Below are 15,406 nucleotides of genomic sequence, written 5' to 3'. Positions count from 1 at the left end.
CTACAATTGGATTAGTCAAAAGAGCCAATTTGCATGAAAACAAGTAGTCCAATAAAGGAGAATACGATGGATATTACGATTGCTTATCAGCGTGCTATTCAGCAATATCCCCATAAATATGTAGCGTTATATCATGCGTTGCGAGAAGGTATTCTGAATGGATCGCTGGCGAGTGGAACACGTTTACCTTCTACTCGTGATCTAGCTACGATGTACGGGTTATCACGTGGAAGTGTATCCGAAGCATATGACATGTTACTGGCTGAAGGATATATTGAATCTGCTGTAGGTAAAGGAACATTTGTGATCGAGCAATCTCTTTTATCTCCTTCTACTAAAGGAGTTCAGAACCAAGCACACAATATATCCAATACACCAGCACCTTTGCCTCCTTTATCAGTATGGGGACAACGGGTTATTCAGATTGAACAAGAAATCAAAGACTCTCGAACGTATATACCAGATTCAGCGTATTCCGAAGAGCATCTAGCGAAGTCTCAATATCAACAAATGAGCGCTATTGATATATCATCTGAAATGATTTCTTTTCGATCAGGAGAAATTATATTAGAAGGCAATTCGCAGACTTCGTGGAAAAGTGCATTATCTGCCGCAGGTAAAGATGTGCAAAAATCAGCGCTTGATTCCAATATAGCGACTGTTCAAGGTGATCCCTGGTTACGTGAAGCAATCTGCAACCATGTAGGTAGAACAAGAGGAATTACAGCGACTCCTGAACAAGTAGTGTTATGTAGCGGTTCTATGGAAGTAATTGCATTACTGTGTCAGTTGTTGATCAATGAACAAGATACCGTCATTTTGGAAAATCCATGTTATTCGGGCATAAGACGTGCCATTACTGCATGCGGAGGACAGATCGAACCGGCTCCACTAGATCAGCATGGCATTATTCCAGAAGATTGGAATGCTCAACTATTATTTGTAACACCCGGGCGTCAATTTCCAACCGGATCTATATTGCCACTGGCGCGTCGTCAACATATTTTACAATGGGCAAGGTCTCGTGGAGCATGGATTATCGAAGATGATTATGACAGTGAATTTCGCTGGTCTGGGCGTCCGATTGAACCGCTCAAAGCATTAGACGATACCGATTGTGTAATCTATGTCGGTTCTTTTTCCAAAAGTATGTTCAGCAGTCTGCGTCTCGGATATGCGATTTTACCGACTGTACTTGCACAAGCGCTTACTGCTGCCAAACGCATCTATGATCCACTGCCACCTGCTAGACTAGAACAAAGAGCGTTAGCACGATTTATGATTCGTGGTGATTATGTAAGACATTTGCGTCGTATGAATCGAATCTATCGCTCACGTTATGATGTTTTTCAACAAGCGGTGCAAGACTATAATCTGGATGAACTGTTTCACTGGCAACAAACGGATTGCGGATTGCATGCTTATGCCACATGGAAGCACGAACCTGCTAAGTATAGCGATTGGATGAATAATGCTCGTCATCATGGTGTAGTCTGGCGTGATGCCGCTACCTATCAGATTGTGCCTACAGTACCATCTGCTTGTTTTATTTTCGCTTATTTACCTGAATCTCAGATTATTGAAGGGATTCGACGTCTACGTGAGTCATGGGATCGTATGCAATAGAATGATTGACGGTTACCGACTTTTTGGTCAATATAAAGAAAAGCTATATCATCTGTTGTTAGGATTTAATATAGCTATAGATCAAATAAAAATTAAGGAGGGTTGAGTGATGCTGAATTTGTCACCTTCTTCATTTATACTAAAACCAGCTTTTGCTAAAATCTTTTGTGAACCGGAATGGCGTTGGCCCAAACGTGAAAAACCGATGCCTAATTATGATTTATTCTATGTGTGGAGCGGTGAAGGAGAATTAATTCTGAACGGTGAACCTTATCCGATCAGTCAAGGCAGTTGTTTTTTGTTTTACCCGGGAGATGAGACAACAGCGACACACAATCCGCAAAAGCCGCTAGTTCTTACGTATATTCATTTTGATATTGCAGAACCAGCACACATGATACCTGTACGTTATCGCAAATTAGAAGAACGCATAGATTTTGAATATATGTTGGTACGGTATGTACGATTGTTTCTTGAACAAGCTTTTGCCGCAGAAGAAGAAGCGAAGTTGATTTTGAAGCAGTTAATGATCCATTTGCTACGCGAAGATCAGCGTGAACCGGTAGAACGCAAAGTCAGTAATCAACTTAGCGAGGTCGTACAGGAGATTGCTAACTATATTCGTCAACATCCCAGTCTGGCTCATCGAGTAGAAGATTTGGCTTCACGAGCTGGATTGTCACCACGATATTTTTCGATCAAATTTAAAGAGTTAATCGGTGTATCAGTCCAATCCTATATTATCAAAATGCGAATCGAACGAGCAGAGCATTTGTTAGTCTACACAGGAATGAATGTCACTGAAGTGGCAGATGCACTAGGATATCGTGATATCTTCTTTTTCAGTCGTCAATTTAAGCAGTATACCGGTAAAAGCCCTTCTGAGATTAGATAGTTAGGATAGAGCAGTATTGAAGTTCTTCTGTAAACTTTGCATTTTACATTATGCTTGATTTAAGATAGGGATACCCTTGATTTCTGATTGTTTCACAATAATTGTCAACGGGTAATACTTGTCATGTTAACGTAATGTAAATGGAAGGAGGTCTACAGAAAATGCGTTTTAGACAGCGGATTCGTAACAGAGGCGGTTCATCTACAGCAGGTAAAAACATTTTTCGTAATCGGCTGCGTCGATTTAAAATGTCCACTACTCTTACAGAATCGTGGTTTTAATAACAAGGTATATACTTAGGTCGTTCTTTTAAACTTATACGAAGTTTGTTGAATGTGTATTCGGCAATCTACTATATATAGCATACCTCAATCGTTATCGGTTGATCAGATGATAGAAAGACAGCCCTGCTTGAAAGAATACTTTCAAATAGGGCTGTCTTTCTATTCTTCTCTTTACAGACATGAATTCATATGATTAAGATTGAACTGTTTCTGGAGTTACGCGACGATAAGGACGAGTAGCTTGCAAATCGACCAGTGTACCCAGACGTTCTCCCATTTTCACTTTACTACCAATCTGTAATTGTTCATTCGCTACAAATGTGCCTTGTTGAACTAGTAAAACAACGGTTGAACCAAATTCAAAATAAGCCAGTTCGTCGCCTTTTTGCCATGACGTACGTTCAGGATCAGCGTATTGAATACTACTTACATTGAGCGCACCTACTTTGACAACAGCCACTTCACCACAATCATGAGACATATAAGTGATTAATCGTTCATTGCGGCTAAGCACAGAACGCATAAAGGTCATACCTTTGTCATTCACAGGATAGACTTTGCCGGGAATATGCTCTGACTCGGTCTGTCTACCGGTTACAGGTGAATGAATACGATGATAATCCGTAGGGCTTAAATACAACACAAACATATATCCATCTTTGTACGACTCCATACGTGGAGAATAATTAAGTAGTTCTTCCAGCAAGTAATCTTGACCTTTCACTTGTGGAATTAAATTGTTCTGAAGTGGACCCATTGCTGTAATCACAGCATCGACCGGACTCACAAGCGACATCGGATCAGTATCAATCGGACGCATTCCAGGGCGAAGTCGACGTGTGAAAAATTCATTAAGGCTATTATAATCTTGTATGTTTTTTTCGGCTTCTTCGGCTGGAATATGGTATGCCTGGATAAATTTCGGGATAAATGTCCGGCTGGCCCGTGATTTAGCGAAGCTTCCTGTAAGCCGCGAAACCCACTTGCGTGAAGATAACTCGGTCATCAGGCGAAACACTGTGTTGGCCATAATAAAGTTGAACCCCTTTCTACATTCGGGAAAACACATACGATTGAGCGCTTCATTGTGATAAGCGCGACTATCAGTCAATCAAAAACTGCTTTTTATTAGTTAAATTACTGGAAGATAACGCTCGTTGGTTCGCTACGTTATATTGCCATATATAACACATGAAATCAATGGTTTGAATCAAATGTGACAGGATCGTATCTAAAATCAGCCTACGAATCGTCACCTAACAGTGATAAAATAGAAAGATCACAATTGATAATCGTACCATTTGCTATATAAAGAATGATATGTTGAATCACACAGAAGTAAGTACGTGAATGGAGGAATAACAATGACTACATTTGGATTGATAAGACATGGAAGTACTATTTGGAATAAAGAAGGCAGAGCACAGGGAAGTTCAGATATTCCACTAGATGCAGGTGGTTGGGCACAAGCTTATCAATTAGGCAAACGAATCAAAACAGAATCGTGGGATCGTATTTATGCAAGCGATCTAATTCGTGCACAGCAGACGGCTCAAGCGATAGCAGAAGGTGGAGAGTTGCAGATTAGTTCTGATCCTCGGCTACGTGAATTGGATGGAGGTCTAATTGAGGGAACAACGCAAGCAGATCGTATCGAACGCTGGGGAGAAGACTGGAAAAATCAAGATCTTGGATTGGAAACGCCCGAGTCTGGAGCAGCACGTGGAGTAAGTTGTCTGGAAGAATTGGTAAGTCTATATCCAAATGAGCGTATTCTGATTGTAAGTCATGGAGTATTACTCAACCATGTATTGAATCGGATTTTGGCAGATGAACCGAAATGGCATGGACTGGAAAATATGTCGATGACTGTTGTACACTGTAATGAAGATCATGTGTGGAGTTGCGAGTTATACAATTGTACTCAACATTTACTACCTTCTGAAGCAGAAGCATTGGACTAAAATAGGTACAGATCGTTTGTAATCAAAGGAGATTATAATCATGCAATTAAAATGGCTAGAATGGGCAAAACAGATTCAAGCGATCAGTCAAGCAGGACTAGAATACTCTAAAGACATGTACGATATTGAACGTTTCCAACAGTTACGCGAACTTAGTGTAGAGATTATGCATCAGTATACAGATGTAGAAGTGGAGAAAGTGCAAAAGCTTTTTGCGAATGAGACAGGGTATGCAACGCCCAAAGTCGATATTCGGGCTGTTGTTTTTCAAAATGATAACATCTTGATGGTACGTGAAAAGCAAGATGGGGCATGGGCATTACCAGGTGGATGGGGAGATATAGGATTATCGCCCAAGCAGATTGCAGTTAAAGAAACAAAAGAAGAATCTGGCTTCGATGTAGAAGCTGTGCGTCTGCTTGGTGTCGCTGATAAAAATTTCTATGATCATCCACCTTCTCCCTGGCATGTATACAAATTTTTTATTTTGTGCCGGATAGTTGGCGGAGAAGCAACGATAGGGGATGAGACATCCGAAGTAGGATTTTTCGGTGCTCATGAATTACCACCTTTATCGGTAGAACGCAATACCAAAGAGCAAGTTTTGAAAATGTTTGAGAGTATCAGCAGTCCACACAAAACGGTATTTTGCGATTGAGAACAGATAATGTATTTGTCATTTTAAAAAAAGACAACGCTAGGACAAGTCTAGCTACGATAACAATCTTCAGATCATTATTGTAACCAGACGATCAATACCGGCATCACGATAAATGAAGCTAGTGTTGTCCAAAGAATGCAACGCGAGACAAGCTTGGGAGCCGCATTGAATTGTCCTGCCAGAATAACCGCATTGACTGCGGTTGGCATCGATGTAAGGATCAGCAATACACTAAATAATATTCCTTCTACATGCAACAACGTTAACAATAGCCATGAAAGCAATGGAGCGCCTACGAGACGAATACTTATGCCTGCCCAGAATGCTCTGTTGCTCGATGATATTGTGCGTTCAGCAGGGATCGTAGAGCTTGTAGTGCCCATCGTAATCATTTGTGTGCCTAGAACTACAAGTGCTACAGGTGAATAAGCTGCTGCTAACATCGCAAATCCAGAATCAAGCGCACCCGGTAATGAAAGATCAGTTACCCGTAACAGAATAGCAATCACAGTAGCATAGATTGCTGGTAGTCGAAAAATAGCCATTCCTGCTTGCTTTACTGAAAATTGAGAGCGGGCTGCAAAAAATACCCCGACTGTATTCACTATAATCATTTGTCCAATGACATAGACCGATGCTTTATCTAATCCCAATTGTCCAAAAGCCAGTAGCACTAACGGTAGACCATAGTTCACACAGTTCGTAAATGTAGAAATAAGCGTCAGACCGGCTTGTTCTTCTTGATTCAATCGTAAGATACGACTTAGCCCGATAGCAATCGCCCATAGTAACACAAGACTTAATAATGAAAAACTAATCGTAGTACCAATATCTTGTATTGAGATATCCGCATGCAATAAAGTATTAAAAACAATCGCTGGCGTTAATACATAAAGAGACATCGTAGCAATCGGCTTACTATCTAGATTGCGAAATCGCTTGAGCAGAATACCACCAATAACAGGTAGCGAGATCGGCAAAAAAACTTGATACAACGTATGTAACAGATTCATAATCAAATGGTATTCATCCTTTCCAAGTACGATGTTACCAATTTACGTCTGAATGTACTCTGCGTCAAATATGTATATCCTATTCGTTTATAGCCTGTACCTATTAGTGTTTATTTGTTTATTGATTATAGTGATATTATTCGATACATAAAATAGATGTAGGCACACAAAAGCCACTTCGTTATGCTTCTATCTATCGCATAAATGAAGTGGCTTTTGTATGTTCCCAATAACACTTAACCAAGTAAGCGAAGGTTATAGATGTAGAGTATAGATCAGAGACAACTTAAAACATTGTATTTTTGTTAGCAGATTTTTCAGGTACAGCTTGGATAGTGTCCCAGTGTTCTACAATTTTACCATCAGCTACTCTGAAAATATCGACTACCGCAGAACCGCGATCATTTTTATCCATACGACTCCAGCTATGCAGAACAACAATATCGCCTTCTGCAATGACACGAATAATTTTGTTGCTACTATTTTTGTTAGATTGTAAAAATGAAGCAAATTGATTTAAAGGTTCTCTGCCTGTAGGTACAGTAGGATTATGTTGAATATAATCTTCAGCAATATATTTATTAATTACAGAGACATCGTGTTTGTTAAATAAATCATCATAGAATGTTCTGACCATTTTGGCATTGGCATTCACTTCGCTTGGGCTAAGTGGAGTAACTTCTACAGGTGTGCCTTTAGCAGGGAACATCGTATTGGTATTGGCAGACTTGGCAGGAACCGGTTGAAAAACATCCCAGTGCTCGACAATTTTGTTGTTTTTGATACGGAAAATATCGACTACAGAACTGCCGCGATCTTTCGCTCCTGTTGTCACATGATTATGCACAACAACCAGATCATTTTGCGCAATAATGCGTTTTACTTCAGATTTATAATTTGGATTTTGCTTGAGGTATGATCCAAAAAAGGTAACAAACGCTTGGCGACCGTCTGCCGCTAAAGGATTGTGTTGCTTATAATTAGAAGCAATATACAGACTCGTTTTGTTCAATTCATGATCGTTGAAAACATCTTTGTACATGTTGAGTACAAGTTTTTTGTTTTTAGCCAGTTGAGCTTCTGTAGACTTCGCTGTAGTCGTGCTAGTCGTTGTAGCACTGGTAGAAGACATTTTGACAGGGGAAGAGGTACATGTATTCTCTTTTGATCCTGCAAGTGGACTCGCCTGAACACCTGTAATCGCAAGGGCAGATACTAATGTGAAACTGATTGCTAATGTACTTGTTTTCTTCATCATGAATAACACTCCTTTGTATAAAATGATCTTGTATCCGGTATGGATGGAATGATTGTAACTTATATAGTTACATGTGTGCAAGTTTTACTTTGAAGCGATTACATACTTGTAGAAACAACAAAAAAGCTTGTATTAACAACAAAAAAGGCCACTTCATGTCAGGTAGACGATGAAGTGGCACTTCGTATATAATGCTTCTATTCATTTACATTGCGTGGTGTGAATGTAACAGGGTATTCTTTCACTCCAAATACGAAAGCGCTTTGAATCGGTTGCAATGTCGTATCAGGAACAAGTTGAATATGCTCCATATGATTTAATAAGGTCTGCAATACGACTCTACCTTCTAAGCGAGCAAGAGGAGCACCAAGACAGAAGTGAATCCCAAATCCGAATCCCATATGTTGATTAGGCTTGCGGTTCGGGACAAATGTATCTGCATCTGCAAATTTCTGTTCATCTCGATTGGCTGAGCCGACCCATGAGATCACTTGATCTCCTGCTTGGATCGTCTGTCCACCTAGTTCAACGGTTTCTTTGGCAACACGTCCGATAGCTACAATCGGTGGATAATAACGCAAAGTTTCTTCGACAGCCGTCTGGATCATTTCTGGATGTTCACGTAATTGCTGTTGCAATTGAGGTTGTTCCGCTAGAATCCGAACGCCATTCGTAATCAGATTTGTAGTCGTTTCATTACCTGCTGCTAGCAACAGAATGCAGAAGCCGACGATTTCTTTATCTGTTAATTTCTGACCGTCAATCTCGGCTGCTAATAATAATGAAATCAAGTCGTCTTCAGGCTGTACACGACGGTGCTCCATAATAGCAGTGAAATAATTAGACAATTCTTCATGATTTTTAGCTTTTTCCGCCATCAATTCTTGGAAAGCTTCATCGCTATCATCTCTAGCGCCTTTCACCTGTACATCTGACCATTCTTTAAACTTATCACGATCTGATGTAGGTACACCGATTAATTCAGCAATCACGATCACTGGAAGCGGTGTAGCGAGATCATGCACCATACGGATCTGTCCTTTTGCCAGATGAGAAGAAAGCAGATCATCGGCAATTTCTTGAATACGTGGAGCCAAAGCTTCTATCGCACGTGGAGTAAACGCTTGATTGACTAAATCACGTAGTTGTTTGTGTTTGGGTGGATCGGTTGTCAACATACTCTCGTTGGCACGATTACGTTGAGACGAGAATAATTTTGGATTTTTCAGCACATATTGAACATCTTCATAACGGAAAACGTCCCAGCATTTGCGATTTTCATCATACCGAACAGGGGTCTGTTCGCGCATTTCATCATAAACGGTAAAAGGAGATAACTGACTTTCAATCGCTGCCAGTTCTCGTATAGGAATGTAGTTAGCATATTTCTTGGTAGCTTGATTCATGATATTCCTCCACCTTTATATATTTATTTACATATAAAACTCTTTCTTTATTATAAACGTACTTGTGCCAAGATACAAATTTTGTAATTTTCTGTGATTCATACATACAGTTAAAGGATGTGCGAGATATGAATAGATTGTGGGAAAAAATAGAGCAAAGTTCACTACAGACATGGCCTGCGCTACAGAGCAAACAGGTCAATGGATGGAATCTACGTCTTTCTGATGGCTATAGTAAACGTTCCAATTCGGTTAGCCCTTTGCATTATGTAGAAACAGCAATGACACTAGGTGAACAGATCGCTTATTGTGAAGCAGAGTATCATCAAGCACAATTACCTGTTGTATTTAAAATGACTTCTTTTACACAACCATCGACACTGGATACGATTTTGAATACACGAAGTTATCAGATTCAAGACGAGACCAGTGTACAGTTGAAGTCGCTGGCAGTGATCGATGAAGAGGTAGAACGATATAAAGCTTCTAAAGGAGAATCTTTATCGGAATTAACATTTTCTATACAAGAACAGTGGAGTCAAGAATGGATTAGACAAGCAAGTGCGCTTGGAGAATGGTCGGATCAAGTAGGTCAATCAATCGCCAAACTGATGAATGTAAATACATTACCCAAAGCGTATATCACAGTCTATCAAGCGGAACAACCTGTAGCTTGTGCGATTGGGATTATTGATAGTGAATATATGGGCATATACGATGTGATCACAGGTACCGCATATCGACGGCAAGGTCTTGCAAGAGCTATGCTGTATCATTTGATGCAATGGGCGAAAGAACAAGGAGCAACGTATGCTTATCTGCATGTAGGTGAACATAATGAAGTCGCGATCGGGCTATATCGTAAGCTAGGATTTGAAGAAATATATCGTTATTGGTATCGTGTATTGCTGGAGAAATAAACAAAGAGCGCCTGTAAGATAGGCGCTCTTTGTTATATAACAATATTCAACATCTTCAATTTAACTACAATAATCAGGGATTCGATTATTCAACTGATGTATTTATCTCTATACAATCAATATATAAACATTCAACATAAATACGTTTAACTATAAGGAGGGGTATATTAATACTAAAAAAGGGATACGAAAGGAAGAACAGTATGACAGATGAAAGATTGCCCGTTATCAAAATAAATTCTATTTCTGAACAGCACCATTATATGGGACTTCCGAAACCTGAACATCCTTTAATTAGTATTTTTAAAATAGACGATCTTCCTCGTACCAATCATGATGCAGTGCGAATGACTATGAATTTGTATACTATTTCTTTGAAAAGAAACGTAGATAACAAAATAAAATATGGTCAGAGTTACTACGATTTTGATGAAGGAATTATGGGGTTAATGTCGCCCGGTCAAATTTTCACCAACGATCATAGAGGGAATATTACAGGATGGTTTTTGGCTTTTCATCCCGATTTCATCAGAAATTATCCATTAGGACGAAAAATCAAAGATTATGGCTTTTTTTCCTATCATGTAAATGAAGCATTACATGTATCAGAAAAAGAAGAAAGTATGATCTTGAATATTATGGATAGTATCAAAAAAGAATATCATGCCTCTATTGATAATTATAGCCAGGATGTTATGGTGTCTCATCTTGAGGTGTTGCTTAATTATACGAACCGATTTTATAACAGACAGTTTATAACGCGCAAAACGCCTAATCTGGAATTGGTAGATAAAATAGAAAATTTACTTACAGTCTATTTAGACAATGAATTAGGACAGGAACATGGTCTACCAACCGTACAGTATCTGTCGGAACAATTAAATATCTCGGCAAACTATTTGAGTGATATGTTGCGAAAATATACAGGACAAAGCGCACAAAAACATATTCATTATCAGTTGACTGAAAAAGCAAAAAACTACCTGGTGACAACGACATTATCAGTCAGTGAAATTTCGTATTTGTTGGGATTTGAACATCCACAGTCATTCAGTAAGTGGTTTAAAAGCAAAACCGATCAATCGCCATTAGAATATAGAAGTTCGTTTCATTGATGGGATCGGAGTTATGAATAGACACGAAATATATTAGAATATTAAAGGAGCTTATCATAATGAAAACGACGAAATTAGGCAATAGCGATATTACAGTATCTTCTATCGGTTTGGGACTTATGGGAATGTCAGGTATATATGGTCAAAGTAACGATGAGCAGTCGATTCAAACGATTCATAGAGCATTAGAACTTGGTGTGACTCTTTTGGATTCAGCAGATGTTTATGGAAATGGACATAATGAAGAATTACTCGGCAAAGCTTTAAAAGGACGTAGAGATCAAGCGATTGTAGCTACAAAATTTGCATTTCAATCTGATTTTCAGACGATTAGTGGTCATCCCGATTATGTGAAAAAAGCCGTAGACGAAAGTTTGCGTCGATTAAATATTGACTATATCGATCTTTATTATCAACATCGTGTAGATCCAAATGTACCTATTGAAGAAACAGTTGGAGCTATGAGTGAGCTCGTTCAAGCAGGTAAAGTCCGTTATCTTGGACTATCAGAAGCATCTGCACAGACGATCCGAAGAGCACATGCGGTACATCCTATCTCTGCACTACAAACAGAGTATTCTCTTTGGAGTAGAGAAGTGGAAGCAGACATTTTACCTGTTGTTAACGAATTAGGCATTACTTTTGTAGCGTATAGTCCTTTAAGTCGTGGATTCATTTCTGGTGAACTTCGTCGATTTGAAGATCTTGCAGAGGACGATGCACGTAGAAATTTACCAAGATTCCAAAAAGAAAATTTCCAACAAAACGTAGACATTGTTGAAGAAATTCTAAAAATGGCTAAAGAAAAAGGCTGTACAGCATCACAATTGGCATTAGCATGGACGATAGCTAAAGGTGCTCTGCCTATTCCGGGAACAAGACGAATTAGTTATCTAGAAGAAAATGCAGAAGCAGCCAATATTGTATTAACTCCAGATGAGTTAGCACGCATAGAAGCAGTTAGTCCGGGATCAGCTATTCAAGGTGGTCGTTACGATGATTCACATATGAAAGGGTTAAATATCTAAATAAAATGATGGATTTGAAATCGAGAAAACAAAAAGAGCGCTTATACTAAAGGCGCTCTTTTTTGCTTGCTAGAATTGGGTTATATCATCGTATAGATTCTGTCTTTTGTATGATATTAATGAGTCGCTTTAGGCAACACAGATGGAGTATCTTTATAATACACTCTTGTCTCATACGGACGTAGTGGTAACGAATGAAGTTGATGGTGTTCATGATCTTTATAATTAGACAATACCAGTTCCCATCCTTCATCACTTATACGTTCAGATAATTCAAATGTAGGTTCATCATCGAAGAAATTCATAATTACCATTAATTCTGTACCTTCATAACTACGTATAAATGAATACACTTGATGATGCAACGCACATAATAGACGGTAATCTCCGTAGATCACAACCGGATATTTTTTGCGTAATGCGATTAGACTTTTGTAATAGTAAAAGATCGAATCAGGATCATTCAGTGCTTGTTCTACATTGATATCCGTATAATTTGAATTGACTTGAATCCAGGGATTCCCATCGGTAAAGCCAGCATGAGTGGTATTATCCCATTGCATCGGAGTCCGAGCATTATCACGACTACGTCTAGCTAAATTTTTCAGAATCTCTTCTTCTGTTTTGCCTTCTTTTAACGAAATATTGTAATAATTAATCGTCTCTACATCGCGGTAATCTTCGATATGCTGGAAGCTGGCATTGGTCATTCCAATCTCTTCACCTTGATAGATATAAGGCGTTCCTTGTAGTAAATGGATCAGTGTTGCTAACATTTTGGCAGATTGTTTGCGATATTCGCCTGTATTCCCAAAGCGAGATAGATGTCTTGGTTGATCATGGTTAGAGAAGTAGTTCGCATTCCAGCCTTTGCCATGTAGAACCGTCTGCCAGTGACTCATAATCTTTTTGATATCTAATAAGTTCCAGCTTCGTCCTACCCATTTGGAACTTCCTGTACCTACACAATCCAGATGCATATGTTCAAATTGGAACACCATATCCAGTTCATGACGTTCATTTCCCACGTATTCTAATGCTTGTTCAGGCCCAAGACCGGATGTCTCGCCTACAGTCATTAGATCGCGTGTTGCAAATACTTGCTGATTTAGGTCTTTAAGCAAAGTATGCACTTTTTCCAGATTGGAGAAAAATTGAAAAGCTTGTACCACCGGTAAGTTTTGTGGATTATCTGCATCCGGTAGACCTACTGCTTTGACAATATGCGCAATCGCATCCAGACGGAATCCATCGACACCTTTGTCCATCCACCAGCGAATCATATCGTGTAACTCATTGACGACTTCTTTGTTTTCCCAGTTCAGATCAGGCTGTTGACGAGCATAGAGGTGCATATAGTATTCTTCTGTTTCTTGATCATATTCCCAGACTGAACCGCTAAAATATGACTCCCAGTTATTCGGATAGCCGCCATGTTTTCCTTTACGCCAGATATAATAATCTCGCTTTGGATTATCAATAGAAGAACGTGATTCGACAAACCAATCATGCTTATCCGATGTATGATTTAACACCATATCTAGCACTACTTTAATTCCTCGTTCATGAGCTTCACGCATAAATTCATCGAAATCTTGCATCGTTCCGAAGTCTTTCATAATTGCTTGGAAATTGCTGATATCATAACCATTATCAAAATTAGGAGATTCGTAAATAGGACAAAGCCAGATCGCTCCGATCCCCAATTCTTGCAAATAATCTAATTTGGAAATAATACCTTGAAAATCCCCGATCCCATCACCGTTAGAATCTTTAAAACTTCTTGGATAAATCTGATAAATTGCATTTTCTTTCCACCATTTGCGTATCATCGTTGGTTCCTCCATCTGCAAGCTGAGTATGTGTTTATTGTAAATAATCAATAAGGGGCTAGACGTTTTGGCGTTCAAGCAGAATATAACAGCTTATTCTTCTAAGTATTGCGATGTACGCGATATCTCTACTTTACTTTTATCCAATTTAGTCACTGACGAAAACGAAATAGAGCATTATCACTGAATCGATCCTCTGAAAGTGTATTTATTGTGATCATTTCAAGGATCTGCTACACTGCTAACAAATACATAATTTATCTAAAGGAGCTTGCTATCATGAACAATCACACCGTTGTTATTCGTGAAGCCCATCAACAAGATATCACGCCATTAGTAGGATTAATGGAACAATTAGGCTACCCGACTACAGAAGAAGTGTTCAAAATAAGAATCGATGCATTAGAGCAACATGAAGATTATCAAATATACGTAGCCGAAATAGAAGAACAAGTGGTCGGTATGATTGGATTGATTCGTGAACTGCGTTTTGAACGAGATGGAGTACATGTCCGCATCGGCTCATTAGTCGTTGATGAGCAATATCGTGGAGCAGGGATAGGTCATTCTTTGATACAAGCAGCCGAAGGATGGGCAGGTAGCGTCGGTGCTCAAGCGATCGCTCTCAATAGCGGTAATCGTGATGAGCGTGAAGGTGCACATGCTTTTTATCGCAAATTAGGATTTGCAGGACTGTCCACTGGATTTGTCAAAAAGTTGTAAGTCATTAGCATAGAAACGTGTCTATATCAGAATAATCATATCTATATGTATAGAGAGGATGTTCATGATGGCTAAAGTATTTGATTCTATGTCTCCCGAGCACATCGCCTTTATTCAAGCACAGAAGATGTTTTTTGTAGGTAGCGCGGCAGCAGAAAGTCATGTCAATATTTCGCCGAAAGGCTACGATTCATTTCGCATTTTGTCTCCTAATCAGGTAGCTTATCTTGATCTAACAGGGAGCGGCAATGAGACCAGTGCTCATTTACAAGAAAGTAATCGGATGACTTATATGTTTATTGCTTTGGAAGGTAAACCACTGATTTTGCGATTGTATGGAGATGGGCAGGTTATTTTACCCGATGATCCAGCATGGGAACAGTACGCAGATTTATTTGATCTTCATCTAGGATATCGTCAAATCATTGTCTCAAATATTCACCGGGTACAGACGTCTTGCGGCTATGGGATTCCTTTCTATACGTATGAAGGTGAACGGGAGACGTTGATAGATTGGGCGGAGAACAAAGGCGAAGAGAAATTAGAACAATATCGTAAGCAGAAAAACTCGACCACTATAGATGGCATGATGACCCCTATTGGTAAAAAGTTTGCTGATATATAGTAAGGTGTTGTATTTCATCTGTATTATTGATAGCATGCAAATGATGGATTATACAC

Annotated in this window: 14 protein-coding genes; 9 read left to right on the top strand and 5 right to left on the bottom strand. The window is 39.2% G+C overall.

The window, feature by feature from the left end; genetic code table 11:
- The first annotated feature begins 66 nt into the window (after nt 1-66).
- Nucleotides 67-1,626: a MocR-like pyridoxine biosynthesis transcription factor PdxR gene (gene pdxR, locus ACFSGI_RS03660; protein ID WP_204826770.1), complete on the top strand. Its 1,560-nt coding sequence runs from the start codon at nt 67-69 to the stop codon at nt 1,624-1,626.
- A 109-nt stretch (nt 1,627-1,735) separates the two neighbouring features.
- Nucleotides 1,736-2,521, top strand: a complete 786-nt coding sequence (locus ACFSGI_RS03655; RefSeq protein WP_204826769.1) for a helix-turn-helix domain-containing protein — start codon at nt 1,736-1,738, stop codon at nt 2,519-2,521.
- A 477-nt stretch (nt 2,522-2,998) separates the two neighbouring features.
- Here ACFSGI_RS03655 and asd read toward each other — a convergent pair whose 3' ends face one another.
- A complete protein-coding gene (gene asd, locus ACFSGI_RS03650; RefSeq protein ID WP_204826768.1) occupies nt 2,999-3,835 on the bottom strand; it encodes an archaetidylserine decarboxylase in 837 nt (278 codons plus the stop codon).
- Nucleotides 3,836-4,169: 334 nt separating this feature from the next.
- Here asd and ACFSGI_RS03645 point away from each other — a divergent pair, with 334 nt between their 5' ends.
- Nucleotides 4,170-4,769, top strand: coding sequence for a histidine phosphatase family protein (locus ACFSGI_RS03645; protein ID WP_204826767.1), 600 nt, complete (start codon nt 4,170-4,172; stop codon nt 4,767-4,769).
- Nucleotides 4,770-4,809: 40 nt separating this feature from the next.
- A complete protein-coding gene (locus ACFSGI_RS03640; protein ID WP_204826766.1) occupies nt 4,810-5,427 on the top strand; it encodes an NUDIX hydrolase in 618 nt (205 codons plus the stop codon).
- A 77-nt stretch (nt 5,428-5,504) separates the two neighbouring features.
- Here the strand turns inward: ACFSGI_RS03640 and ACFSGI_RS03635 are convergent, their stop codons facing one another.
- The 3 genes from ACFSGI_RS03635 to ACFSGI_RS03625 form a co-directional block, all read right to left on the bottom strand.
- Nucleotides 5,505-6,449, bottom strand: a complete 945-nt coding sequence (locus tag ACFSGI_RS03635) for an AEC family transporter (protein WP_204826765.1) — start codon at nt 6,447-6,449, stop codon at nt 5,505-5,507.
- A 280-nt stretch (nt 6,450-6,729) separates the two neighbouring features.
- The gene (locus tag ACFSGI_RS03630) at nt 6,730-7,701 is read right to left on the bottom strand and encodes a nuclear transport factor 2 family protein (RefSeq protein ID WP_204826764.1); all 972 of its coding nucleotides are present in this window, start codon (nt 7,699-7,701) and stop codon (nt 6,730-6,732) included.
- Nucleotides 7,702-7,898: 197 nt separating this feature from the next.
- Entirely contained in the window at nt 7,899-9,107 is a 1,209-nt protein-coding gene (locus tag ACFSGI_RS03625; RefSeq protein WP_204826763.1) for a cytochrome P450, read from the bottom strand.
- A 128-nt stretch (nt 9,108-9,235) separates the two neighbouring features.
- Here ACFSGI_RS03625 and ACFSGI_RS03620 point away from each other — a divergent pair, with 128 nt between their 5' ends.
- The 3 genes from ACFSGI_RS03620 (at nt 9,236) to ACFSGI_RS03610 (ending at nt 12,170) form a co-directional block, all read left to right on the top strand.
- Nucleotides 9,236-10,027 carry a GNAT family N-acetyltransferase gene (locus ACFSGI_RS03620; protein ID WP_204826762.1) on the top strand — a complete coding sequence of 264 codons (792 nt, stop codon included), beginning with the start codon at nt 9,236-9,238 and terminating at the stop codon, nt 10,025-10,027.
- Nucleotides 10,028-10,230: 203 nt separating this feature from the next.
- Nucleotides 10,231-11,142 (top strand): helix-turn-helix domain-containing protein, encoded by a 912-nt coding sequence (locus ACFSGI_RS03615; RefSeq protein WP_204826761.1) that lies wholly within the window; start codon nt 10,231-10,233, stop codon nt 11,140-11,142.
- Between the two features lie 59 nt (nt 11,143-11,201).
- Complete coding sequence (locus ACFSGI_RS03610; RefSeq protein WP_204826760.1) at nt 11,202-12,170, top strand: aldo/keto reductase; 969 nt, start codon at nt 11,202-11,204, stop codon at nt 12,168-12,170.
- A 116-nt stretch (nt 12,171-12,286) separates the two neighbouring features.
- Here ACFSGI_RS03610 and ACFSGI_RS03605 read toward each other — a convergent pair whose 3' ends face one another.
- Entirely contained in the window at nt 12,287-14,002 is a 1,716-nt protein-coding gene (locus ACFSGI_RS03605; protein ID WP_204826759.1) for a glycoside hydrolase family 13 protein, read from the bottom strand.
- Nucleotides 14,003-14,281: 279 nt separating this feature from the next.
- On the opposite strand from ACFSGI_RS03605, the gene ACFSGI_RS03600 reads away from it, so the two are divergent.
- Both ACFSGI_RS03600 and ACFSGI_RS03595 read left to right on the top strand, forming a co-directional pair.
- The gene (locus ACFSGI_RS03600; RefSeq protein ID WP_379282456.1) at nt 14,282-14,725 is read left to right on the top strand and encodes a GNAT family N-acetyltransferase; all 444 of its coding nucleotides are present in this window, start codon (nt 14,282-14,284) and stop codon (nt 14,723-14,725) included.
- A 67-nt stretch (nt 14,726-14,792) separates the two neighbouring features.
- Nucleotides 14,793-15,350, top strand: coding sequence for a pyridoxamine 5'-phosphate oxidase family protein (locus tag ACFSGI_RS03595; RefSeq protein ID WP_204826758.1), 558 nt, complete (start codon nt 14,793-14,795; stop codon nt 15,348-15,350).
- Nucleotides 15,351-15,406: the final 56 nt, after the last annotated feature.

It is taken from the genome of Paenibacillus nicotianae (assembly GCF_042681745.1).
Classification (GTDB): Bacteria; Bacillota; Bacilli; order Paenibacillales; family Paenibacillaceae; genus Saccharibacillus; species Saccharibacillus nicotianae.
This window is presented reverse-complemented; position numbering and strand designations above follow the sequence as displayed.